At 68.9% G+C, this 23,665-nt stretch carries 24 protein-coding genes; 11 read left to right on the forward strand and 13 right to left on the reverse strand.

Features of this window, described 5'->3' with window-relative positions; all coding sequences use genetic code 11:
* Positions 1-17: 17 nt before the first annotated feature.
* On the reverse strand, positions 18-593 hold the full coding sequence (locus AB0J62_RS24625; protein WP_363875441.1) for a dihydrofolate reductase family protein: 576 nt from the start codon (positions 591-593) through the stop codon (positions 18-20).
* An 80-nt stretch (positions 594-673) separates the two neighbouring features.
* Positions 674-1,405 (reverse strand): class I SAM-dependent methyltransferase, encoded by a 732-nt coding sequence (locus tag AB0J62_RS24630; RefSeq protein ID WP_363875444.1) that lies wholly within the window; start codon positions 1,403-1,405, stop codon positions 674-676.
* Between the two features lie 50 nt (positions 1,406-1,455).
* Here AB0J62_RS24630 and AB0J62_RS24635 point away from each other — a divergent pair, with 50 nt between their 5' ends.
* On the forward strand, positions 1,456-2,016 hold the full coding sequence (locus tag AB0J62_RS24635) for an HD domain-containing protein (protein ID WP_363875447.1): 561 nt from the start codon (positions 1,456-1,458) through the stop codon (positions 2,014-2,016).
* Positions 2,017-2,055: 39 nt separating this feature from the next.
* Here the strand turns inward: AB0J62_RS24635 and AB0J62_RS24640 are convergent, their stop codons facing one another.
* A complete protein-coding gene (locus AB0J62_RS24640) occupies positions 2,056-2,703 on the reverse strand; it encodes a VOC family protein (RefSeq protein WP_363875450.1) in 648 nt (215 codons plus the stop codon).
* 177 nt (positions 2,704-2,880) lie between these two features.
* On the opposite strand from AB0J62_RS24640, the gene AB0J62_RS24645 reads away from it, so the two are divergent.
* The gene (locus tag AB0J62_RS24645; RefSeq protein WP_363875453.1) at positions 2,881-4,269 is read left to right on the forward strand and encodes an alkaline phosphatase; all 1,389 of its coding nucleotides are present in this window, start codon (positions 2,881-2,883) and stop codon (positions 4,267-4,269) included.
* A gap of 96 nt (positions 4,270-4,365) precedes the next feature.
* The gene (locus AB0J62_RS24650; protein ID WP_363875456.1) at positions 4,366-5,301 is read left to right on the forward strand and encodes a helix-turn-helix domain-containing protein; all 936 of its coding nucleotides are present in this window, start codon (positions 4,366-4,368) and stop codon (positions 5,299-5,301) included.
* Here AB0J62_RS24650 and AB0J62_RS24655 read toward each other — a convergent pair.
* On the reverse strand, positions 5,298-5,987 hold the full coding sequence (locus tag AB0J62_RS24655) for a GAF and ANTAR domain-containing protein (RefSeq protein ID WP_363875459.1): 690 nt from the start codon (positions 5,985-5,987) through the stop codon (positions 5,298-5,300). The genes AB0J62_RS24650 and AB0J62_RS24655 overlap by 4 nt on opposite strands.
* 170 nt (positions 5,988-6,157) lie before the next feature.
* On the opposite strand from AB0J62_RS24655, the gene AB0J62_RS24660 reads away from it, so the two are divergent.
* On the forward strand, positions 6,158-6,829 hold the full coding sequence (locus AB0J62_RS24660) for a transglycosylase SLT domain-containing protein (RefSeq protein ID WP_363875462.1): 672 nt from the start codon (positions 6,158-6,160) through the stop codon (positions 6,827-6,829).
* 11 nt (positions 6,830-6,840) lie between these two features.
* A complete protein-coding gene (locus AB0J62_RS24665) occupies positions 6,841-7,470 on the forward strand; it encodes a DUF1684 domain-containing protein (RefSeq protein ID WP_363875466.1) in 630 nt (209 codons plus the stop codon).
* Here AB0J62_RS24665 and AB0J62_RS24670 read toward each other — a convergent pair.
* Complete coding sequence (locus tag AB0J62_RS24670; RefSeq protein ID WP_363875469.1) at positions 7,450-7,866, reverse strand: hypothetical protein; 417 nt, start codon at positions 7,864-7,866, stop codon at positions 7,450-7,452. The genes AB0J62_RS24665 and AB0J62_RS24670 overlap by 21 nt on opposite strands.
* Position 7,867: 1 nt before the next feature.
* The gene (locus AB0J62_RS24675) at positions 7,868-8,377 is read right to left on the reverse strand and encodes a DUF2231 domain-containing protein (protein ID WP_363875472.1); all 510 of its coding nucleotides are present in this window, start codon (positions 8,375-8,377) and stop codon (positions 7,868-7,870) included.
* Positions 8,378-8,472: 95 nt separating this feature from the next.
* Between AB0J62_RS24675 and AB0J62_RS24680 the strand changes: the two genes are divergently transcribed.
* Positions 8,473-9,171 (forward strand): helix-turn-helix domain-containing protein, encoded by a 699-nt coding sequence (locus tag AB0J62_RS24680; protein WP_363875475.1) that lies wholly within the window; start codon positions 8,473-8,475, stop codon positions 9,169-9,171.
* Position 9,172: 1 nt separating this feature from the next.
* Here AB0J62_RS24680 and AB0J62_RS24685 read toward each other — a convergent pair whose 3' ends face one another.
* From AB0J62_RS24685 to AB0J62_RS24695, 3 genes are all read right to left on the reverse strand, one after another.
* On the reverse strand, positions 9,173-11,341 hold the full coding sequence (locus AB0J62_RS24685) for a DEAD/DEAH box helicase (RefSeq protein WP_363875478.1): 2,169 nt from the start codon (positions 11,339-11,341) through the stop codon (positions 9,173-9,175).
* Positions 11,342-11,534: 193 nt separating this feature from the next.
* A complete protein-coding gene (locus AB0J62_RS24690; RefSeq protein ID WP_363875481.1) occupies positions 11,535-11,990 on the reverse strand; it encodes an SRPBCC family protein in 456 nt (151 codons plus the stop codon).
* Positions 11,983-12,960 (reverse strand): TIGR03557 family F420-dependent LLM class oxidoreductase, encoded by a 978-nt coding sequence (locus tag AB0J62_RS24695; protein ID WP_363875484.1) that lies wholly within the window; start codon positions 12,958-12,960, stop codon positions 11,983-11,985. Before AB0J62_RS24695 ends, AB0J62_RS24690 begins: the two co-directional genes overlap by 8 nt.
* 102 nt (positions 12,961-13,062) lie before the next feature.
* Here AB0J62_RS24695 and AB0J62_RS24700 point away from each other — a divergent pair, with 102 nt between their 5' ends.
* Positions 13,063-14,547, forward strand: a complete 1,485-nt coding sequence (locus tag AB0J62_RS24700; RefSeq protein WP_363875488.1) for an alpha-amylase family glycosyl hydrolase — start codon at positions 13,063-13,065, stop codon at positions 14,545-14,547.
* Here AB0J62_RS24700 and AB0J62_RS24705 read toward each other — a convergent pair.
* On the reverse strand, positions 14,523-15,515 hold the full coding sequence (locus AB0J62_RS24705) for an SDR family oxidoreductase (protein WP_363875491.1): 993 nt from the start codon (positions 15,513-15,515) through the stop codon (positions 14,523-14,525). The genes AB0J62_RS24700 and AB0J62_RS24705 overlap by 25 nt on opposite strands.
* Positions 15,516-15,675: 160 nt before the next feature.
* Between AB0J62_RS24705 and AB0J62_RS24710 the strand changes: the two genes are divergently transcribed.
* Genes AB0J62_RS24710 through AB0J62_RS24720 form a run of 3 tightly spaced genes read left to right on the forward strand, consistent with a single transcriptional unit; the run spans position 15,676 to position 21,435 of the window.
* The gene (locus tag AB0J62_RS24710) at positions 15,676-18,564 is read left to right on the forward strand and encodes an FAD-linked oxidase C-terminal domain-containing protein (RefSeq protein ID WP_363875494.1); all 2,889 of its coding nucleotides are present in this window, start codon (positions 15,676-15,678) and stop codon (positions 18,562-18,564) included.
* Position 18,565: 1 nt separating this feature from the next.
* Positions 18,566-20,353: a thiamine pyrophosphate-requiring protein gene (locus AB0J62_RS24715; RefSeq protein WP_363875497.1), complete on the forward strand. Its 1,788-nt coding sequence runs from the start codon at positions 18,566-18,568 to the stop codon at positions 20,351-20,353.
* Positions 20,350-21,435 carry an enolase C-terminal domain-like protein gene (locus AB0J62_RS24720; protein WP_363875501.1) on the forward strand — a complete coding sequence of 362 codons (1,086 nt, stop codon included), beginning with the start codon at positions 20,350-20,352 and terminating at the stop codon, positions 21,433-21,435. Before AB0J62_RS24715 ends, AB0J62_RS24720 begins: the two co-directional genes overlap by 4 nt.
* A 5-nt stretch (positions 21,436-21,440) precedes the next feature.
* Here AB0J62_RS24720 and AB0J62_RS24725 read toward each other — a convergent pair whose 3' ends face one another.
* Positions 21,441-21,794, reverse strand: coding sequence for a hypothetical protein (locus tag AB0J62_RS24725; protein WP_363875504.1), 354 nt, complete (start codon positions 21,792-21,794; stop codon positions 21,441-21,443).
* A gap of 53 nt (positions 21,795-21,847) precedes the next feature.
* Positions 21,848-22,792, reverse strand: a complete 945-nt coding sequence (locus AB0J62_RS24730; protein WP_363875507.1) for an SDR family oxidoreductase — start codon at positions 22,790-22,792, stop codon at positions 21,848-21,850.
* A gap of 89 nt (positions 22,793-22,881) precedes the next feature.
* Here AB0J62_RS24730 and AB0J62_RS24735 point away from each other — a divergent pair, with 89 nt between their 5' ends.
* On the forward strand, positions 22,882-23,250 hold the full coding sequence (locus AB0J62_RS24735) for a TraR/DksA C4-type zinc finger protein (RefSeq protein WP_363875510.1): 369 nt from the start codon (positions 22,882-22,884) through the stop codon (positions 23,248-23,250).
* A gap of 150 nt (positions 23,251-23,400) precedes the next feature.
* On the opposite strand, the gene AB0J62_RS24740 is transcribed toward AB0J62_RS24735, so the two are convergent.
* Positions 23,401-23,610, reverse strand: coding sequence for a hypothetical protein (locus AB0J62_RS24740; protein WP_363875513.1), 210 nt, complete (start codon positions 23,608-23,610; stop codon positions 23,401-23,403).
* Positions 23,611-23,665: the final 55 nt, after the last annotated feature.

Consider the following 23,665-nt stretch of genomic DNA (forward strand, 5'->3'; position numbering starts at 1 on the left):
GAACCGTAGTACAGAGGTCAGTGGTTCACGGTGTAGACGAGTTTCTGGATGCCGTTGGGGTAGGAGGCGCTGTCCGTGAGGGTGAGGGGCTGCTTGTCGCGGTCGGCGTCGCTGAAGAGGCGTTTGCCGGCGCCGAGGAGGACCGGGAAGACGAGAAGGTGGTAGCGGTCGATGAGGCCGGCGTCGGACAGGTTGCGGTTGAGGGTGGCGCTGCCGTTGACGATGATCGGGCCGCCCTCGGTCTCCTTCAGCGCGGCGACGTCGTCGAGTGAGCGCAGGATGGTGGTCTCGCCCCAGTTCGTCACCAGGTCGCTGTCCTGCAGCGTGGTCGATACGACGTACTTCGGCATCGCGTTGTAGCCGGCGAACTCGACCGTCATCCCCGGCCAGACCGGCGCGAACGACTGGTAGCTGATCCGGCCGAGCAGCAGTGCGGTCGCCTCGTCCTGCTCGGTGCCCTTGAGCTCGTACGCCGCCTCGTCGAACGGGATGTCCTTGAACGTCCAGCCCGAGTTCCGGTAGCCCGGCTCGCCGCCGGGACCCTCGACGACACCATCGAGAGAGACGAACGCGGTGGTGATGAGAGTACGCATCAGATGCTCCTTGTTCGGTTGGTTATGCCTGTGCGTCGAGCAGGGCCCGGTGGATGCGACACGTCAGGATGTGACGCCCGTCACTCGGCCGCGATGATCCATGCAGCCGAATCGAAGAGGACGCCGTCGCCCGTGTCGTGCGCAGCGAGCGTCGCGCGCAGAGCCGCCTCCGCCCGCTCGGCAGCGGCTGGGTCGAGCTCTGCGAGAAGCGACTGAGGCTCCCGAAGCCGGAGGACATTCGCGTACGCCGCCTCGACGTCGGCCCCGTAGAACAGTGGCTCATGGACCGCGGTGAAGGTCGGTGCAGCGAACCCTGCGGACGTCAGAATGTCCCGCGTCGTGTCCTCGGCACCGAGCGCGAACGCCGACTCGTCACGGAACGTCCCGCCGATGGCTTCCGGAATCACCCGCGCCCACTCGTTCTCCGCACGCGGCTGCCAGACCAGCACAACCAGCCGGCCACCCGGACGCAGCGCACGCCGCAGATTGGTGAACGCACCAACCAAATCATCGAAGAACATCACGCCGAACCGGCTGATGCACACGTCGAAGGACTCCGGCTCGAACTCGTGCGTCGCGGCGTCGGCCAGCAGATAGTCGACGTTCCGCACCGGCTGGCTGCGGGCGTGCTCGAGCATCCGCTCCGAGACGTCGACACCAAGCACACTGCCTCGCCCGGCATCAGCCGCAGCGTCCCGCGTGGTCTGCCCACCGCCGCAACCGACGTCGAGCACCCGATCCCCGTCGCGTACGCCGCACGCGTCGCGAAACCGCGAGCGATAGAACCGCATCTCCGCGTCGTAGTCGAACATTGCCCAAGGCTAAGGGCGGCCGTTCACCTGGGTTGCCTACGCTCCACGGCATGTCGATCAGAACCGTCGATGACCTGATGAACCTGCTCGGGGACTGCGAGGACGCATGGGACATGCCCGACCGGAGCGGCGATCCGGTGGACATCCTCGATCACGACCGCCAATGCGCCGAGCTGTTGCGCCGCGACTTCCCGGACGACGAGGAGTTGCAGGTCGCGGGGCTCGTGCACGACATCGGGCACCTGCTGCGGCCGGGCGACGATGCGGGTCATGGCCGGCACGGCGCGGACGCAGTACGAGGTTTGCTGGGGGAGCGGGTCGCGCGGCTCGTCGAGCTGCACGTGGTCGCCAAGCGGTACCTGGTGGCGACGGACGCGGTTCACGCCGAGCGGTTGTCCGCGTCGAGTCGCCGTACGTTGGTCGCCCAGGGTGGCGCGCTGTCAGAGGACCAGATCCGGGCCTTCCGGGGCGATCCTGAGTTCGCCGCAGCGGTCGCCTTGCGGCGGGCCGACGATGCCGGGAAGGTCGTCGGCCTCGAGGTCGCGCCGCTCGAGTCGTGGCGCCCGGTCGTCGAGCGAGTCGTCGAGCGAGTCGCCGAGGGGAATCGTTGAGCGGGCTGTCGAGCAGACTGTCGAGCGGGTCGCGCGCGGTTAGGCGGCGGGCAGGAACACGACGCGGTTGCCGTCCGGGTCCTGCGTGTCGGCGCCGGGCTCCGCGGCGGTCAGGCCGAGGTGGTCGATGGAGGACGCGGCGTCCGGCACGAGTTTGACCGCGTCGGCGCCGATCCGGAACGTGTCATCGGCGACGCGTTCCATGCCGAGCTGAGTGCCGTAGAACTCGATCGCCGCGTCGAGATCGGGCGCGGCCACGGCGACGTACGACAGACCGTGCACCGGACCGGCGGTGATCGGCGGCACGCGGAACTCCTCCGAGCGCTGCAGCAGCTCGACCCGTACGCCGTTCGGATCGGACAGGAACGCGAGCCGGCCCTGGCCGCTGCCCGCGACCCGGGGCGACGAGATCTCGCCGTACCCGAGCGCGATCAGCCGCGCATAGTCGCCGTCGAGGTCGTCGGTCATGAAGCCGACATGGTTGAGCCCGTACGTCGCGTCCGGGTCGGACTGCTCGGGGTGGAGCAGCTCGACCAGGCCGGTGGCGATCTGGATATGCACCCGGTGAACGCGTGAGTTCGACATGAACAACCGGTCGACCACCTCCGCGCCGAGACCGTCGTAGAACGACAAGCTCGCCTCGAGATCCCGCACCGGGCCGCCGACGTGGTTCAGCTCATAGATCACCAGGCCACTCTAGCAAGCGCTTTCCGATCCCGTCGCCACTCAGCGTCCTCTCAGCTGTACGCCAGGTGGCGTCATCTGGTGGTCACGTCCTGGCCACCTCACGTCCGGTGGCGACCCCTAGGTTCCAGCTGTCTTGACCTACCAGAAAGGCCCGGAATGATCAGGAAAAAGGCATTCGTGGCCGCCTTCGCGGCGGCCTCGGTGATTGCTGCGGCAGGAATGGCCTCGGCCGCCGCCAGCGGGGCGTTCGACACGGCCCGCGGCGACGACTCAGCTGCCGAGTCCGCGTCGCACCAGCCCCAGCGCGGGCCGAAGAACGTGATCTTCTTCCTCGGTGACGGTATGGGCACCCAGGAGATCACCGCGGCGCGCTACTACCAGGGCGTCCAGAACAAGCTCAACGTCGACCGGGCCCGCTACACCGGCTTCGACACGACCTGGTCGGTGAAGCCCGCCGCCAAGCCGCCGTACAAGCCGGACTACGACCCCGACTCGGCCTCCACCGGCTCGAGCTGGGCGACCGGCAAGAAGACGATCGACGAGCGGATCTCGCAGGGTCCGAGCAGCGCCGACAACGTCCCGGGCACGAACTACCAGACCGTCCTGGAGTTGGCGCAGAAGCGCGGCCTCAAGGTCGGCGACGTCTCCACCGCCGAGATCACCGACGCCACGCCGGCGGTGCTCGCCTCGCACATGTCGCTGCGCGGGTGCCCGGGCCCGGCCGACATGACCGCCTGCCCCAAGGAGACCAAGGCGGCCGGCGGCCTCGGCTCGATCGCGGAGCAGGAGGTCGACCACAAGGTCGACGTACTGCTCGGCGGCGGTCGCGCCCGGTTCGAGCAGAAGATCGCCGGCGGTCCGTACGCCGGGAAGACCGTCGTCGACCAGGCCAAGGCGAAGGGCATCCAGTACGTCACGGACGCCGCCGGTCTGAAGTCGGTCAACGCCGGCAAGCCTGTGCTCGGCCTGTTCAACAGCAGCAACATGTCGCTGGAGTGGAGCGGCCCGACCGCGTCCCTCGGCAAGGGCAACGCGGCGCAGTCCTGCAAGGAGAACCAGCGCCCGTCGAACGAGCCGAGCCTGTCGGACATGACGTCGAAGGCGATCAGCCTGCTGGAGAACAAGAAGGGCTTCTTCCTGCAGGTCGAGGGCGCCTCGATCGACAAGCAGGACCACGCCACCAACGCCTGCGGCCAGATCGGTGAGACTGTCGCGTTCGACCGGGCGATCGGTGTCGCGCTGAACTACCAGAAGACGCACCCGGACACGCTGGTCGTTGTCACCGCGGACCACGCGCACACCAGCCAGATCGTCGGCGAGGACGCCTCCGGCTCGGGTCTGCCGACCGGCTGGTCGACCAACCTGACCACCAAGGACGGCCAGACGCTGACCCTGACCTACGGCACCGCCGGTTTCGGCGGCGACGGCAAGGCCCCGGTGGCCGTGCCGCCGAGCCAGCAGCACACCGGTGCGGTCGTCCCGGTCTGGGCCAACGGCCCGGGCGCCGAGGCGGTTCTCGGCACCAACGACCACACGCATCTGTTCGACGTCCTCCAGGGCAGGTAACACCCGTTTGAAGCAAACGTGTGGCCTCCGTTTCTCACCGAAGCGGGGGCCACACGTGAGTGGTGCGGTGTCCATGGTGCCGTGCACTATGGGGCGATGGATTCCCTGCGATTCGAGAGCCGGGACCTGGCGAGGACCGAGGAGTTCCTCAACCGGGCCTACACCAAGATGCAGATCGGCGGCACCGCGAAGGACGCGAGCACCCGGATCTCCCGGGCCGCCGCGGACTCGATCAGCATCGACCGGCTCGAGATCGGTTTCGAGATGAGCTACGACGCCGACCCGCTCGGCAAGATCTGCCTGTGCGAGGTGGTCTCCGGCAGCATCGAGGACCACGCCACCGACGGCTGGAAGGACGAGTTCCGCCCAGGGGACCTGGTCTCGTTCGCCCCTCCGGAGCGACCGTTCTCCGGCAAGGTCTGCCGGTCGTCGTACAGCATCACGATGTTCGACCCGGCGCTGCTCACCCGCGTCGCGGGCGCCGGCCGGAAGGATGATTCGCCGGTCCGCCTCCTGTCTCACCGGCCGTACTCACGCCCGGCTGCGCGTCAGCTGTCCAGGACGATCGCCTACCTCGGTGATCAGCTGTCCGACCCCGCCGTACACGCCTCGGCGTTGGTGCGCGCGTCGGTCTCGCAGTTGCTCGCCTCGAGTGTGCTTGCGGCCTTCCCGAACACCGCGATGGCCGAACGCGACAGCGCCGACCCGCGGCCCAGCACCGTCCGGCGGGCGGTGGCCTTCATGGAGCTGAACCTCGACCAGGCCATCACGATCGGCGACATCGCGGCCGCGGCCGGTGTCACCGTCCGGGCGGTGCAGACGGCGTTCCAGCGGCACGTCGGCGCGACGCCGCTCGCCGAGCTCCGCCGGCTCCGGTTGGCCGAGGTCCGTTCGGAGTTGCTGGCCGCGGATCCGGCCGAGCGCACCGTCGCCGAGATCGCGGTCCGTTGGGGCTTCCACCATCACGGCCGGATGGCAGCGGCGTACCTCGAGCAGTACGGCGAGCTGCCCAGCACCACGCTGGCGCGCTAAGGCAGCTTGCGGGTGTCGATGAGCTGTTGCGCGACGTCCCGCAGCTTGGTGTTGGTGTCCTGCGAGTAGCGCTTCAGTACGGCGAAGGCCCGGTCGCCGTCGATGTCGAAGCGTTCCATCAGGATGCCCATCGCCTGCCCGACGAGCTTCCGGGCGTCGATCGCCTGCGCCATGGTCTCCTCATGGCGGGCGGACGCCAGCGCGACCGAGGCATGCCGGGCCAGGATGTGCGCGACCGCTTCGTCATCGGCCGCGAACGCGTCCGGATCCGGGCTGTACAGCCCGAGCACGCCGACCGTCCGGCTGGTGGCCAGCGGTACGTCGAGAACGCTGCGGACGCCGAGGGTCGCGACCTTCGCGGCCCACTCCGGCCAGCGAACGTCGGCGAGCGTGTCCCGGATCAGCACCGGCCGCCGTTCCCGCATCGCGGTCACCAGCGGCCCGTTCTGCTTGCCGAGCTGGAGTTCGTAGACCTCGGCGACCACCGGGTCGGTCACCGCAGCGATCTCCGGCCGCGAACCGCGGGCAGTCAGGGCGATGCCGGCGTAGGTGCACCTGAGCGCCTGGAGAGCGAACTGGACGACTGCGTCGATGGTCTCCTCGACCCCGGTGGCGTCGTGCAACTCGACCGCAAGATGGGCGAACGCCGAGGCGGCGCTCTCCTCGGTCGGGTCGATCAGCGTCATTTACGTCGTCCTCCACTAAGACGGCAGAGGGTGGCCCCCCTCCGGACCACCCGGCTGCCGTGGACACATCATGCGGCCCTTCTGCCCGCCTCGGCGCCGTTCTGCCCGAGTTGGTGCAAAAGTTGCGTTCCTTGGACACCCGGACTTCGCCGTACGGCTAAATTGGGGGCGTGCAGGTGGCGAAACGCTGGTCATGGGTGGCGGTCGGGGTTCTTCTGGTGGGGGTGTGGGCGGCCTGCTCGGACAACGGCACCAAGACCGCCTCCACGCCGAAGACCCAGCCGGCGGCCACGAAGCCGAAGCCGACGCCCACCACAACGACGAACACAGCGACGACCACGAAGCCGTGGTACGACGACTACGATCCGGCCCGGTTCGCTCCCGAGGTCCGTCGTTACGCGCAGCAGGCGGGGATCAACCCACAGTTGCTGATGGCAATCTTGTACAACGAGGACTACAAGCCGCACGACCCGAAGTTCGAACGCCAGTGGGCCGAGGTCGACTCGGACCCGGCGTTCGGGATCGCGAACATGCACCGCCCGGCGTTCGATGAGACCAAGCGCGGGCGCGACTTCGCCAAGCGGAAGTGGGAGGAGCTGCCGGACAATCCCGCGCTCGCGATCGAGGCGGCCGCCTGGCACCTGCACGACCTGGCGAAACGGCTGCCGAGCAAGCGCGCGGACCTCTACACGAAGGACGAATTGCTTGCCCTCGGCTACAACGCCGGCGGCGGCAACATGCGGATCTTCGCCCGCGGCCGCAAGGCCGGCTCGCAAGCCCAGTCGTACCTGGACCGCCTGCACGGCAATTGGGCGAAGTCCGCCGAAGCCCTCAACAGCTGACTGGAGACATCGTGGAATTCGCCGCACCCGCACTGGCTGTCGCCGATTGGCGCCGGCGCGTGTTTGCGCTCTACCAATCCGTCCGCGCCGAGAGCGATCCGGCCGCGGCCCACGCGCTGTGGCGAGCCGGGCGGGACGACCTGCTCATGCATCATCCCGCTTCACCGGTGCCAGAAGACGAACGTGCGACGTACGGCGGCGCGCCGGTGGGGGAGTACCGGCCTGAGTTCAGGTTCGACGCGGCGATCGACACGGACGTGAAACGGGACCGGTGGGAGTTCGAGTCGGCCACCGACGGCGTGATCCCGTTCTCGCTGATCGGCGTCCTGCACCTGCCGGCGGTCGGGGACCTCGACGTGTGGTGGCTCGAGTCGTACGGCGGCGGCATCTTCGTCCCGCTGAAGGACGCGCTCGCCGGCAGGTCGACGTACGGCGGCGGCCGCTATCTGATCGACACCGTCAAGGGCGCGGACCTGGGCGGCGATCTGCGCGCCGGCCGGCTCGTCGTCGACCTGAACTTCGCGTACAACCCGTCCTGCGCCTACAGCCCCGAATGGACCTGCCCACTCGCCCCGGCAACCAACAAGGTCGATGTCGAGCTGCCGGTGGGCGAGCTGACCTCAGCTCCCGCCGACCTCTAGCGCGGTCAGCAGGACCAGTACGACGGTGACCACGGCGAACAACCCGTGCCCGCCGACGATCGCGACCGGGAAGTGTCCCTCGGCAGGAGCGTCCGCGGCGGCCGCGGTCCGGGTCCGGTACGTCGGCAACCACCGGCGGAACATGGCCAGACCGAGCAGAGCCACCGGAACCAGCAGGACGAACGCGATCCAGGCCAGCGTGTCGTTGTCGACGATCACGTAGACGATCCACAGCACGAGCCCGATCGCGGCCAGGGCGAAGTGGCTGAAGATCAGTGCGGGCCGGAAGCGGCTCGTGCTGGGCTTCTTCGGACCGCCCTTGCTGATCCACGCGAACAGCAGGTAGAACCCGCCGAGCGCGGTGATCAGCCAGGTGATGAGTGCTGCGATACCCATGTCAGCTCCTCGGTTCGAATCCTTCGGCCTGGTCGCGTTCCTCGACCACGCGGACGCCGTACCGGAACGCCAGCTTGCCCCCGAGATAGCCCGATACCGCCAGGGCTGCCAAACTGACGGCCGACAGTACGATCGGCCCGATCGCGACCTGGTCGTCGTCGCCGCGGCGCCACAGCGCGTTGCCGGCGTAGGCCGCCGTGATCGCGACGTTGAGAACCAGATGGATCAACCCGACCCGGAACGCCGGTGTGCCGGACGGGATCGTGAAGAAGTCGAGCAGGCCGACGCTCGCGGCGGCCAGCGCGCCGACGATGCCGATCACGATCAGCCAGACCGACGACTTCACCAGGTACGACGCGTCCGGCGCCGCGCGTGAACCGAGGTCGAACACGAAGCTCGCCACCCAGGCGCCGATCGGAACCGTCACCAGGATCGGGTGGAACGGGTGCCCGTACGGCCCGGTGAGCAGGCCGCTGACGGGGTGTTTCGCCGCCGTCTGCCGTTCGGACATCGAGCCTCCTTTTCACCAATTGAGTTTGGTCTTATTAACGGCGTACGGTCAAGATCTCGCTTCGCACCGACGGACATTTCCGTTATGTTGAGCAGGTGAACGATCGGGAGATCGAGGCGGTGGCGTCGCTCAGCGACCCGTCCCGGCGCCGGATGTTCGAGTTCTGCCGGCGGGCCGGGCGGCCGGTCAGCCGGGACGAGGCGGCCGCCGAGGCCGGGATCTCGCGGAAGCTGGCCGCGTTCCATCTGGAGCGGCTGGTCGAGGCCGGGCTGCTGCGCGCGAGCTTCGACCACCCGGGGCGACTGCGGAAGGTCGGGCGGGCACCGAAGCTCTACGAGCCGGTCGCTGCCGACCTGAGGGTGTCGATCCCGCCGCGGCAGCCGGATCTGCTCGCCGAGATCCTGCTCGACGGGGCGCTGAGCGACGACCAGGGCAGTCCAATGGAGTCGGCCCGGCGCGCGGCCTTCCGGCGCGGTGAGCGGGTGGCCGCGGACGAACGCGCCCGGACCCGCCCCGGCCGGCTGAGTGCCGAGCGGGCCCTGACGTTGTCAGAGGCAACTTTGTTGCGGGCCGGCTTCGAGCCGGTGCGTCCACGGCCGGACTGCGTGCGGCTGCACAGTTGCCCGTTCCACCCGCTGGCGCAGGAGCAGCCGGAGGCGGTCTGCGGTATCAACCACGCGTTCCTGACCGGTCTGCTGTCCGGCCTGCAGGCGAGGACGGTGCAGGCGGTGCTCGATCCCGACGGCGGTGAGTGCTGTGTGGAGATCACCGTCGCCGGGAACGCGTCAGGCTAGCTCAGGCAGCAGCTTCCAGGGCCTGGGTGAGGAGGGCGGCGAGGGCCTCGAGCTGGAAGTCGGCGGAGGCGCCTACCTCCTCGTCGGACCCGTCCAGTGCCTTGGCGGCCAGGCCGGCCTTGGCGTCGATCAGGTCGGCGATGCGGGTGTCGATCGTCTGCGCGGCGATGATCCGCCAGGCGGTGACCGGCTCGTCCTGGCCGATCCGGTGCACCCGGTCGATCGCCTGCGTCTGCTCGGCGTTCGTCCAGGACAGCTCGGCGAGGACGACGTTCGAGGCGACCTGCAGGTTCAGGCCGACGCCCGCGGTCAGCAGCGAGCAGACCGCGATCGACACCTCGGGATCCTTCACGAACGCATCGATGTTCTTCTGCCGGGTCCGCGCGGTCTGGTCGCCGCGGATCGACGAGAACTGGATGCCGCGCTCGGCGAACAGCTCCTCGGCGGCGTCCATCACCTCGATGTGGCGGGCGAAGAAGACCACCTTGCCGACGTTCTGTGCCAGCTGGGCCGCGTAGTCCGCGGCCAGGCCGGCCTTGGCCTGACCGATCCGGCGGAACAGGCTGAACACGTTCTCGCCGGTCTTCTTGGCCGCCATCTCCGTGCGCTCCCAGCCGGCCACCTGGCGGACCAGGTCGTGGTCGATCCCGTCCACGACGATGCCGGAACGGCGGGTTTCGAGCGCGGTGTTGTAGCGGGCGACGAGCCGGTCGGCGAGCTCGCGCTCGGCGGCCCGGATCGAGCGGCCGACGGCGCCGTCCAGCTCGACCGGCAGGTCGGCGATCCGGCGGGCCGGGATGTCCGCGGCCACGTCCACCTTGCGGCGGCGGACGATACCCATGTCGATCACGCTCGCCCGCGCGGCGGCGGAGAAGCCCGGGTCGGCCGGGGTCAGATCGGTGTCGTCGAGCTTCTCCATCAGCTCGGCCCGCGGCGCCTTCTCGTCGATCCAGCCGAGGTACTCCCAGATCGCGGTGAAGTCCTCGATCGAGTTGATCAGCGGCGTACCGGTCAGGGCCATCAGCAGCGGCCGGACCGTGCGGTTGCGGATCCGGTTCGACAACTCCAGCACGTTGCGTGACCGCTGTGACTTCTTGTTCTTGATGAAGTGCGCCTCGTCGACGACCATGCCGCGGAAGCCGAGGTCGCCGAGCCAGCCGACGTGCCGGTCGAGGACCTCGTAGTTGACCACGACGATGTCGGCGAAGCCGTCGATCGTGTCACCGTCGCCGTGGATGACGGTCGGCGTACGGCGTGGGGTCCATAGGTTGGCCTCGCGCGCCCAGTTCGTCTTCACGACGTTCGGGACGACGGCGAGCAGCGGGTAGGCCTCGGCAGCCTGGGCGGCGAGCAGAGCCTGGGCGGTCTTGCCGAGACCCGGCTCGTCGGCGAGGAGGAAGGTCCGGTGGCCGGCGGCCGCGGCGGCGATCACGCCGGCCTGGTGCGGCATCAGCTCGAGACCGCGCAGTCGCAGCGCGTCGATGCCGCCGGTCAGCTGGAGGGAGGTCGGGTCGGGCAGCTTCATGCTCGCCGCGGCACCGGCGTGCTCGAACGATCGCAGCAACGGCCCGATGAGCTCCCAGCCCGCCAGCCGGCTGGCATGCACCGGGCGCGGCGGAGTGCTGGAGAAGTCCGGGGCCAGGAACGGGTTGGCCAGCTGCCGGGCCACGACCGCCTGCGGCACCACTCGCCTGGTCTGGGTCTCCGGGGGAGCGACCGGCTGCACCGGCTCCGGCTCCTCCGGCAGCTCCATGCCGGCGTCCTCGAGCATCTGGCGCCGGAGGGCAGCCGCCGCCTCCGAGATCACCGCGTCCTCGGCCAGCAGACCCAGGAGCGTCGGATCCATCGCAGCAGTCTTCGCCAGGATCGTGGCGATGCCGTCGAGCCGCCGGAGCTGCTCGGTGCGGTACGCCTCGGTGGCGGACTCCGCGCCGTTCACCCGGGCCCGCTCCTCGCGGACCAGCAGGGCGACGACCTGGAACTTCGTCCGGGTCGACGGCTTGATCGCGCCGCGGGTGACCGCGCCTTCGACCTCGCGCACGGCCTGTGCGAGGACCTGGATCAGACCGTCTGACTCGCCGTCGCGGACACGACGCCGTCGACGGGGAGCGGAACGGGTAGCGCCGGGCTGGCGCTGACCTCGTCGGGCCAACGTTTCCTCCTGTGTCATGCCACGACGGAGCCGTGGCGGAAAGCCAGACCGCGCGAAGATCAACCCGCCGACGAGACGCCACGCGGAGCCGTCCAGAGGATCCCCCAGGAACACGGCTCAGAATTCACCGCTCCTGAATGTGCGATCGAGAACCCATCCTACCCTCTGTCAGCACCACCGAGCGCTACCGGGACCCCATCCGATTCCGCGATCAGGCTTCCGGCTCGCTCTCCGGGTGCCTGCTCTCCTGCTCCAGGGTGGCCTTGAGCTCCGCCAGCGCCTGCCCGAGCTCGGCGTCGACGCCGTCGTCGTGGCTGGTCCGGAGGCGGACCGTGAGCTTCGACGTGCCGTCGGCGACGAAGTCGACGACCAGTTCGCCCTGATAGTCACTCTGCGTTTCCGTACCCCACCGCAGGATGCGGTCCTCGTCGAGGACGTCGACCCACCCCTCCTCGTGCGCGTCCCCGGCCGTCATGTCGACCTCCTGGCGCACGGCCTGGTGTGGCAGGCGTACCTCCGGGCCCTGGGCCTCCACCGGGCGGGGCGCCATCAGGTGGACCTCGGTCAGCCAAGGCAGGTAACGCGGCAGCCGATCGAGGTCTGCAAGCCGGTCGAAGACGATGTTCGGCGCGACGTCGATCGTGGTCCACGCTTCGTGGTCACCCATGAGAATGCTCCTTGCGGAGGCGGAGCTCGGGGAGGATCTCGGTGCGGTAGAGGTTCATCATGTCGACGGTGTGCGGTCCCATGTTCGCGACGTACACCTCGTCGAAGCCGGCCTCGACGTACGGCGTGAACGCGTCGACATGGTCGTCCGCCTTCGGGCCGCAGGCGACGGACTTGGCCGTGGCCTCCTTGGTCACCAGCTGGCTGGCCTGCTCGAAGTGCCGGGGCGAGGGGAGCACCTGGGCGAGTTCACCGGGCAGGCCCGAGTTGCCCCAGATCCGGTGGGCCTGTTCGACACCCTCCGCCTCGGTCGGCGCATAGCTGACCTTGAACCCGGCCTGGGCCGGCTTGGTGCCGCCGCCGTTGTCGCGGAACCGCTTCAGCAGCTCCCGGTCCGGAGTCGTGGTGATGTAGCCGTCGGCGATCCGCGCCGCGACATCGGTTGCCTCAGGCCCGAATCCGGACATGTAGATCGGCAGCGGCTGCTGCGGCCGGGTGTAGATCCGGGCGGTGTCGACGGTGTAGTGCTTGCCGTGGTGGCTGACGAACCCGTCCTCGGTCCACAGCCGGCGCATGATCTCGACCGCTTCCTCGAGCATCTCCAGCCGTACGTCGATCGTCGGCCAGACGGATCCGAGCACGTGCTCGTTCAACGCCTCGCCGGTCCCGATCCCGAGTGTGAACCGCCCGTTCAGCAGTACGGCGCTGGTCGCGGCGGCCTGCGCGATCACGGCCGGATGGATCCGCACCGTCGGGCACGTCGCCGCCGTCGTGATCGGCAGCTCGGACACCTGCGAGATCGCGCCGATCGTCGACCAGACGAACGCGCTCTGGCCCTGTTCGTCGTTCCAGGGATGGAAATGGTCGCTGATCCACAACGCGTCGAACCCGGCCTCCTGGGCCATTCGGGCCTGCTCGATCAGCTCGGCGGGTGTGTACTCCTCGCTGGAGAGGAAATATCCGATCTTCACGACGCACCTCCGATGACTGGCTACCCATCGGGTGCCCGATGCCGCGGTCTCCAATCACCCCCGGATTCGCCCGCGCGGGTCCCGGGTACCCGCGAGGGCGTGATGAGTCTCGACGGGCACGTGATCTACCAGGTCGACCCGGCGACGTTCTGCGGCCCCGGAACTGACGGCGGGCTCGCCGGCGTACGGCGGCATCTCGACCACGTCCGCGCGGTCGGGGCGGACACGCTGTGGTTGCAGCCGTTCTACGTCTCGCCGTACCGCGACGCCGGGTACGACATCGTCGATCACCTCGGCGTGTCGCAGCGGTTCGGGACCATGGCGGACTTCGACGACCTGGTCGAGCGGTGTCATCAACTGGACCTGCGGATCGTGGTCGGGCTCGTCGTCCAGCACACCTCGATCGACCATCCCTGGTTCCGCTCGGCGCGCGACGACCCGGCGTCGCCGTACCGCGACTTCTACGTCTGGGCCGCGGAGCCGCACGACGACAAGGTCGTGAGAGAGCCGGTGTTCCCCGGCGTCGAGGACTCCATCTGGGCGTACGACGACCACGCGGCGAAGTACTACCGGCACGCCTTCTACACGCATCAGCCCGATCTCGACGTGGGCCACCCGGGGGTCCGCGAGGAGATCGCGGGGATCGTGCGGCACTGGCTGGATCACGGCGTCGACGGGTTCCGGGTGGATGCCGTACCGCACATGGTTCGGCAGGCCGCGGTCACCGACAGCCGGGACGACGGCTTCTGGTTCCTGTCCGAGCTCGCGGACGCGGCCGGCGGCGCGCCGCTGCTGGGCGAGGTTGACCAGGGGCCGTCGACGTACCTGGACTACTTCGGCGACGCGGACCGGCTGAGCGGCATCCTCGACTTCTGGACCAACAACTTGCTGTTCCTCGCGCTCGCCCGGGGCTCGGCGGAGCCGTTGGTCCGCGCGCTCCGGGCACAGCCGACGCCGCCGGACGGCTGTACGTATCTCAACTGGCTGCGTAACCAGGACGAGCTCAACCTCTCGCTGCTGTCGGAATCCGAGCGCGACGAGGTGATGGCCGCCTTCGCACCCGACGACACCATGCGCGTCTTCGGCCGGGGCATCCGCCGCCGGCTCGCTCCGATGCTCGGTGAGGACGTACGCCGGATCGCGATGGCGCACGCGATCGTGCAGTCGCTGCCGGGCGTTCCGATCGTGCGGTACGGCGAGGAGATCGGGATGGACGACGACCTCTCGCTACCCGAGCGGCAGCCCGTCCGTACGCCGATGGAGTGGTCGAGGGTCGAGGAACAGGAACTCCAGCCGGGCTCGCTGCTCAGCCGGGTGTCGCAACTCGTCCATCGCCGGCGCGAGGTGGGCCCGTTGCGGCCGGGCCGCTGCGAGGCGCTGTCGTTCGGCGCCGGTGCGGTCCTCGGTCTGGTGCATCAGCGCGCGGACGACGCCGTACTGATGCTGATCAACCTGTCCGCCGACGAGGTGCATGTCGAACTGCAGTACGACGTCCGCGCCGACCTGCTCGCGGATCGCCAGTACGAGCCGGCCGGAGCGGACGTCGTGCTCGGTGGTTACGGCTATCGCTGGTTGCGGGTGAGGTAGACGGTCGCGGCGGCCGCGCCGGCGGCGAGTACGCCGCCGACCATGCCGCGGTGGCGCGAGGCCCAGACCTGGTAGCTCCGGTTGGTCGACCGGTCGTCGAACACGCCGTGCGCTCCGTAATCGCGGTCTTCGTCGGCGGGGGCCCACAGATTCGCCGGCTTCTCGGCCGGCTCGTCGGTCTGCTGCGCCTTGTATCCGGTCCGGGCCAGGTAGCGGTCCAGGAGCCCGGCGGCGAACTTGTTCGCGATCAGCGTGGCGGCCGTCGGGGCGCCGACCCAGTACTCGCGCCGGCGCGGATGATCCGCGGCGTACACGACGGCGTCCGCGGCGACCTCGGGCTGGAAGATCGGCGGCACCGGCTGCGGGTGCTTGGGCAGGCGTGAGAGCACCCAGGAGAACTGCGGCGTGTTCACGGCCGGCATCTGCACCATCGTCACGTGCACGTTCGACTTGTCGTGGAGCAGTTCACAGCGCAAAGAGTCGTGGAAGCCCTGGATCGCGTGTTTCGCCCCGCAGTACGCCGACTGCAGCGGGATCCCGCGATAGGCCAGCGCCGATCCGACCTGGACGATCGTGCCGTGGTTGCGCGGCTTCATCCGGGTGAGCGCGGCGCGGGTGCCGTACACGTAACCGAGGTACGTCACGTCCGTGGTCCGCTGGAACTCCTCCGGCGTGATCTCCAGGAACGGCGCGAAAACCGAACTGAAGGCGACGTTCACCCAGACGTCGATCGGGCCGAGGTCCCTCTCGACCCGTGCGGCGGCAAGATCCACCTGCTCGTGGTCGGCGACGTCGACCTCGATCGGCAGCGCCGTACCGCCGGCCCGCTCGACATCCTGTACGGCGGCCGCGAGCCCCGTCTCGCCGCGCGCCAGCAGCGCGACCTTCGCCCCGCGGCGCGCGAACGCGACCGCGCTCGCGCGACCGATCCCGCCGCTCGCCCCGGTCACTACGACGACCTGTCCCACCTGAATCTCCTTCACTGTGCGAGTGACTGCTTGGCGCAGTGGCGACGACGCGCCTCCGAGAACGCTCCGATTCCCCTCCCCAGTGACCACGGCGGCCCGCTCGAAACGTCGGTTTGCGGGGGTAGGCGCCGGGTACCGGCGGAGTCGTGGAGGTGGGGTAGTGGCTGTGCAGGTGGAGATTCATGGCCCCCGCACGCCGCACTGGTTGGCTGGTGCGCTGACGTCGGCCGTCGATGGCGAGGTGCGATTCGACGCGGGGTCGTTGGCGGCTTACTCGTGCGACTCGTCGAACTACCGGCAGATCCCTCTGGGCGTGGTGGTGCCGCGGACGGTGGCGGCGGCAGTAGCCGCGATCGAGGTGTGTCGGCGGGCCGACGTGCCGGTGCTGTCGCGGGGCGGCGGGACGAGCCTGGCCGGGCAGACCACCAACGCGGCGGTTGTGATCGACTGGACGAAGTACTGCAATCGCTTGGTCTCCGTGGACGCCGCCGCCCGGACCTGCGTCGTCGAACCGGGGATCGCGCTCGACGACCTCAACCGTGACCTGGCCTCCGAAGGCCTGATGTTCGGCCCCAAGCCGTCCACCCACCAGTCCTGCACGATCGGCGGCATGGTCGGCAACAACTCGTGCGGCGCCAGCGCGCAGGCGTACGGCAAGACCGTCGACAACGTCCGGCGACTCGAGGTGCTGACGTACGACGGAACGCGGATGTGGGTCGGGCCAACGACCCCCGCGGAACTGGACGAGATTGCTGCTGGCAACGATCGGCGCGCCGGGATCTATCGCCGGCTGGCGGCAATGCGGGACCGGTATCTCGGTCAGATCCGCACCGGTTACCCGAAGATCCCGCGCCGCGTCTCCGGCTACAACCTGGATTCCCTGCTGCCCGAGAACGGCTTCGACGTCGCGAAGGCGCTGGTCGGCAGCGAAGGCACGCTGGTGACGGTGCTGCAGGCCGAGCTCGAGCTCGTGAAGGTTCCGAAGTACCAGACCATGGTCGTGCTGGGTTATCCGTCCCTGGAGGAGGCCGGCCGCGACGTACGCCGGATCCTGCCGCACGAGCCGTGGCAGCTCGAGGGGCTCGACGCGGTCCTTGTCAATCTCGAACACCAGGAACACGTCGTCGACACCGCGATCGAGCGACTGCCGCACGGGCGCGGCTGGCTGACCGTGCAGTTCGCCGGCGACACCTTCGAGGAAGCGGACCGGGCCGCGCACCGGCTGATGGACGACCTCCGCGACGGCAACGCGACGATCAGCTATCTGGACGATCCTGGCCGGGAGCAAGAACTGATCGAGCTCCGCGAGGCGGGCCTCGGCGCGACCGCGCACCCGGCCGCGCAGCACGAGAACTGGGAGGGCTGGGAGGACTCCGCCGTACACCCCAACGATCTCGGCGAGTATCTCCACGACCTTCGCGAGCTGCTGAACGAGTTCGGGTACGACGAGAGCGAGACGTCGCTGTACGGCCACTTCGGGCAGGGCTGTGTGCACACCCGGATCCCGTTCGAGCTACGCACCGCGGGCGGGATCGCGCACTATCGCGACTTCGTCCAGCAGGCCGCCGGACTGGTGACGAGGTACGGCGGCTCGTTGTCCGGAGAGCACGGCGACGGGCAGTCCCGGGGCGAGCTTCTGACGATGATGTTCGGCCCGGAGCTGGTCGGCGCGTTCGGCGAACTCAAGGCGATCTTCGATCCGGGGAACCGGATGAACCCGGGCAAGATCGTCGATCCCAACCCGCTCGACTCGCACCTGCGGCTCGGCACCGAGTTCGCGCACCCGCCGATCCCGACCGAGTTCAGCTACCCGCACGACGACGGCAAGTTCAGCAAGGCGACGATGCGCTGCGTCGGCATCGGCAAATGCCGGCAGTCCACGTCGGCGGACGGTGCGGTGATGTGTCCGTCGTACCTCGTGACCCGCGAGGAGGAGCACTCGCCCCGCGGCCGGTCGCGGCTGTTGTTCGAGATGGTGCGCGGCGAGGTGATCCCGGACGGCTGGCGCTCGACCGAGGTCCGCGACGCCCTCGATCTCTGCCTTGCCTGCAAGGGCTGCAAGGTGGATTGCCCGGTCGGGGTGGACGTCGCGACGTACAAGGCCGAGTTCCTGTCGCATCACTACCGGCATCGGCTGCGGCCGATGGCGCACTACTCGATGGGCTGGCTTCCCGTCTGGGCACAACTGGCCCGCCGGGCACCGCGCACGGTGAACGCGGCAACGCATGCCCCGGTTGTATCGCAGGTGCTGAAGCGGGCGGGCGGGATCGCGGCGGAGCGTGAGCTGCCGCGGTTCGCCGAACAGCCCTTCACCGACTGGTTCGCACAGCGGCCGCACCGAGCCGGGACGCGCGTCGTGCTCTGGCCGGACACCTTCACGAATTTCTTCCATCCGTCCATCGGACGCGCGGCCGTCGAAGTCCTGGAGGCGGCCGGCTTCCAGGTCACTGTGCCGGACCGGCCGGTGTGCTGCGGGCTGACGTGGATCTCGACCGGGCAGCTCGGCATCGCGAAGCGGGTGCTGCGCCGGACGGTCGGTGTACTGCGGGACTCGATCCGGGCCGGGGTGCCGATCGTCGGGCTCGAGCCGTCGTGCAGCGCGGTGTTCCGGTCGGACGCGCCCGAGTTGCTGAACGACGACGAGGACATCCGGCGACTCTCGAAGCAGTTCGTGACGTTCGCCGAGGTACTGCGCGACTGGCAGCCGCCACACGTCGACGTACCGGCGATGGTCCAGACGCACTGCCATGATCACGCCGTACTGGCATCCGATGCGGAAGCAGAGCTGATGCGGAGGGCCGGGATCGACCGCGAGCAACTCGACTCCGGCTGCTGCGGGCTGGCCGGGAACTTCGGCTTCGAACGCGGTCACTACGACGTCTCGATCGCGGCCGGGGAGCGCGTCCTGCTGCCGAAGGTGCGCGCCGCCGACGGGGAGACCGTGATCGTTGCCGACGGCTTCAGTTGCCGCACGCAGATCGAGCAAGCGACCGACCGGCGGGCTGTACATCTCGCCGAACTCTTGGCCACGGGCCTTCAGGAGGATTGATATGAGCACGACAGTTGGCGACTTCGTACTTCAACGCCTGCGTGACTGGGGTGTCGATCATGTCTTCGGGTACGCCGGTGACGGGATCAACGGGCTGTTGTCGGCGTGGGAGAAGGCGGGCAACGAGCCGAAGTTCGTGCAGGCGCGGCACGAGGAGATGGCGGCGTTCGAGGCGGTCGGTTATGCCAAGTTCACCGGCCGCGTCGGTGTCTGTACGGCGACCAGCGGCCCGGGAGCGATCCACCTGCTGAACGGGCTGTACGACGCGAAGCTCGACCATGTGCCGGTGGTGGCGATCGTCGGCCAGACGGCCCGGAGCGCGATGGGCGGCAGCTACCAGCAGGAGGTCGACCTGCACACCCTGTTCAAGGACGTCGCGTCGGAGTACATCGAGACGGTGATGGTCCCGGAGCAACTGCCGAACGTGCTCGACAGGGCGATCCGGATCGCGGCGTCCCGGCGTACCGTCACCGCGCTCATCATTCCGTCGGACGTGCAGGAGCTCGAGTACACGGCACCGTCGCACGCGTTCAAGATGGTTCCCTCGAGCCTCGATCTGAGCTGGTCGGCGCCGGTCCCGGCAGCCGACCAGCTCGACCGGGCCGCGGAGATTCTGAACGCGGGGGAGAAGATCGCGATCCTCGTCGGTCAAGGTGCGCGCGGCGCGGTCGACGAGGTCACGGCGCTCGCCGAGATGACCGGCGCCGGCGTCGCGAAAGCCCTGCTGGGCAAGGATGTTCTCAGCGACGACCTGCCGTGGGTGACCGGCTCGATCGGGTTGCTCGGCACCAGGCCGTCGTACGAGATGATGATGGACTGCGACACCCTGCTGGTCGTCGGATCGAACTTCCCGTACACCCAGTTCCTGCCGGCGTTCGACCAGGCGCGGGCGATCCAGATCGACCTGGATCCGACGATGATCGGGATGCGGTACCCGTTCGAGGTGAACCTGGTCGGCGATGCGGCCCGGACGTTGCGCGAGCTGATCCCGCTGGTCCAGCGCAAGAACGACCGGTCCTGGCGGTCGGGGATCGAGTCGAACGTCGCGCGATGGTGGGAGGTCATGGAGCGGCGGGCGCACACGTCGGCCGATCCGATCAACCCGGAGCTGGTCTTCCACGAGTTGTCGGGGCGACTCCCGTCGAACGCCATTCTGGCGGCCGACTCGGGGTCGGCCGCGAACTGGTACGCGCGGCACATCAAGTTCCGTGACGACATGCGCGGATCGTTGTCCGGCACGCTGGCGACGATGGGGCCCGGGGTGCCGTACGTGATCGGCGCGAAGTTCGGGCTGCCGGACCGGCCGGCGTACGCGCTGGTGGGTGACGGCGCGATGCAGATGAACGGGATCAACGAGCTGATCACGATCGCGAAGTACTGGCAGGAGTGGGCGGATCCGCGGCTGGTGGTCGCCGTACTGCACAACAACGATCTGAACCAGGTGACGTGGGAACTGCGGGCGATGGGTGGCTCGCCCCAGTTCCTGCCTTCTCAGGAGCTGCCGGAGTTCCCGTACGCCGGGTACGCGCGGCTGCTCGGGCTGCACGGCGTGACGGCGGAGAAGCCCGAGGAGGTCGCGCCGGCCTGGGACGAGGCGCTGCGCTCGGACCGGCCGTGCGTGGTCGAGTTCCGCACGGATCCCGCCGTACCGCCGATCCCTCCGCATGCGACCTGGGACCAGCTGGAGAAGGCGCTGGAGTCGATCGTGCGCGGCGACACCGACCGGGTCAGCATGGTCAAGGAAGGCGTGAAGTCGAAGGTCCAGGAGTTCCTGCCAGGCAAGTCATGACGATCGAGTCGGTCCGGGCGTCGGCGTACACGATCCCGACCGACGCGCCCGAAGCGGACGGGACTTTCGCCTGGGACAGTACGACGCTGACCTTGGTCGAGATCTCCGCGGAAGGGCGCACGGGAACGGGCTGGACGTACGGGTCGCCGGCCTGTGCCACGGTCGTTACGCGAGACCTGGCCGCCGTAGTCGAGGGCCGGGCGGCGACGGATGTCGGTGGCTGCTGGACCGCGATGCGCGCAGCTCTGCGCAACATCGGCCGGCCCGGCGTTGGCGGCATGGCGATGTCGGCCGTGGACTGCGCGTTGTGGGATCTGAAGGCGCGACTACTGGACGTGCCTCTGCACCGTTTACTGGGAGCGGTGCACGGGAGCGTTCCGGTGTACGGCAGCGGCGGCTTCACGACGTACGACGACCGGCAGTTGGCCGACCAGCTGTCCGGTTGGGTGGAACAGGGGATCCCGCGGATCAAGATCAAGATCGGCGAGAGCAGCGGAGCGGCCGAGGACCGGGATCTGCGCCGGGTCGCCCAGGCGCGGAAGGTCGTCGGCGACGCCGAGCTGTTCGTCGACGCGAACGGCGGCTACCGCGTCGGCCAGGCTCGGCGGATCGCGGCGTGCCTGTCGTTGTACGACGTGACCTGGTTCGAGGAGCCGGTGTCGTCGGACGACCTGGCCGGGCTCCGTGCTGTCCGAGAGCAGACGACCATCGACGTGACAGCGGGGGAGTACGGCTACGACCTGGTGTACTTCGAGCGCCTGTGCGCGGCCGGTGCGGTCGATTGCGTGCAGGTCGACGTGACCCGGTGCGGCGGCATCACCGAACTCCTGCGGATCGCCGCCGTCGCCGAGGCACACGGACTCCAGGTGTCCGGCCACTGTGCACCCGGACTCCATCTGGCGCCTCTTGCCGCGGTGCCGAACCTCCGCCACCTGGAGTGGTTCCACGACCACGTACGCATCGAGTCGATGCTGTTCGAGGGACTGCCCAAGCCGGCCGGAGGCACCGCGACGCCGTCGAGTGCCCCCGGCCACGGCCTGACCTGGCTCTCCGCTGCCGCTGCGGCCTACCGCGTGGCTTGATCCAGTCAGGCGTGGTCGCCGTCGATGAGTTCGTGGATCTTTTCGAGGGCTTCCTGGATCTCGGGGTGGTTGTACTGCCCGGCGCGTGACTCGGCGCTGATCACGCCGCAGCGGTGCACGCGGCGGAAGTCGCCGTACGGGAACTCGTAGTGGCCCTTCGTCTCCTCGCCCATCTCGTCGTCGACGCCCAGGAACCACAGGCTGTAGTCACTCCAGCCGTGCTTGTCCAGGTACTCGTTCTGCTCGGCCGCGGTCGGGGCGTGCTCGCTCCAGTCGTCCCGCTCATCCTTGACCGTCTGGCCTTTACCGACGAGATACTTCGCGTGCTCGAACGCCTTCTTGTTCAGCTTCACCGTCATATCGCTCCGGTTCCCGCCCGCCGCGAGCCGAACCACCCGGGATGGCCGACGCGTCAGGGCAGCGGGCGTCCACCGGTCGCGCCGATGCGTTCGCCGGTGACGTACGTCGAGTCGTCCGAGGCGAGGAACACGTACAGCGGCGCCAGCTCGGCCGGCTGACCGGCGCGGCCCAGTGGCGTGTCGGCACCAAATTCGCCGACCTTTTCCGCGGGCATGGTCGCCGGGATGAGCGGCGTCCAGATGGGACCGGGTGCGACGGAGTTGACGCGGATGCCCTTCGGCGCCAGCTCCTGCGCGAGCCCCTTGGTGAAGTTGAGGATCGCGGCCTTGCTGGTGGCGTAGTCGAGGAGGTTCGGCGACGGTTCGTACGCCTGGATCGACGTCGTGTTGATGATCGCCGACCCCTCGCTCAGGTGCGGCAGGGCGGCTTTGCAGAGCCAGAACATCGCGTAGACGTTGGTCTTCATCACCTGGTCGAACTGCTCGGTGGAGATGTTCGCGATACCGTCCTGCGACATCTGGTACGCCGCGTTGTTGACCAGGATGTCGAGTCCGCCGAGCTCCTGCACACACTGCTCGACGAGGCGGCGGCAGTGCTGCTCGTCCTGGATGTCGCCTGCCAGCGCGGCCGCCGTACTGCCTGATTCCCGGACCAGGCGGCAGGTCTCCCGCGCGTCCTGCTCCTCGGCCTCGAGGTGAGAGATCATCACGTCCGCGCCCTCGCGCGCGAACGCCAGCGCGACGGCGCGCCCGATCCCTGAGTCGCCACCGGTGATCAACGCGCGCTTGCCGGCCAGTTTCCCGCTGCCGCGGTACGTCTTCTCGCCGTAGTCCGGCTCAGGGCTCATCGAGCCGCTGTGTCCGGGGTGCTCCTGCTGCTGCGGCTCCTGCTCGTCCGGCCCGGCGTACCTCGTCCTCGGATCGTTGCTCATCGTCTGCCTTTCGTCGGGGCGGTGGTCACGGTCGTCCTCGCGGTACCCGCCGTCCGCCGTCGGCACGCGCGTCGCCGCCGCGGCGCGGTCAGGTATTACTCGACGCCTGATCCGGGTACCTGACGGTGCGCCCTGCACGACAAGGAGATCGGGTCATGGTCGTCTCGGATCAGGCGCCGCTGGGGGAGCGCTCTCTGGACCTGGCGTGGTTCCGTCGCGAACTCGACCAGGAGCGGGAATTCAGGCTCGAGCAACTCATCAGCCTGTCGTACGACGCGGACGCGCCCTGCTCGAAGGCCCACGAAGAGGTCCGCGCCGCGTTGACGGCCGGTGCGCGCCGTGCCTTGGCGGAAATCGACGCCGCACAGTTCCGCCTCAGTCGTGGCACATTCGGCATCTGCGAGATCTGCGGGCGCCCGATCCCCGCTCACCGGCTGACAGCAATCCCTACGACCAGGCTGTGCCCGCCTTGCGAGCGATCCCGTGTCGACCCTGCGGAACTCGCCGGTGACGGGACCGATTGATCCGGAGTTTGCTGACGGGGGTGGTGGTCGGACAGGTGACTTCGCGCCGGGCCCAACCCCGGGCGCCAGGACGAGACCCGGCTTTCGAGCTTGGCTGCACTCGGCCTGGCCTTGTGCTTGCCCAGCGCGAAGCGCTTCTGTATGCCGGCCCTAGCGGCCGGTCGGCTCAGCGGTCGCGCGCCCGGACGCGGACGCACGCGTGGTACGGCGAGGTGGCGTCGACGTCCGCTGGTCGTCGACGTCTGCCGGCAGGGTTTCGGGACGGGCGACGGTCTTGTGAACCGGTCCGCCACCGAGGCGCCGATACTTCCACTGGCGCTCGTCGTAGTCGTAGTACGTGTCGACTCCGCCGATAGCCATGATCGAGCCTCCCACCCCAGGTGCGCTCAGGTGAGCGCGGTTGCCTATGGGTTCC

Source organism: Kribbella sp. NPDC049584 (assembly GCF_040675555.1).
Taxonomy (GTDB): Bacteria; Actinomycetota; Actinomycetes; order Propionibacteriales; family Kribbellaceae; genus Kribbella.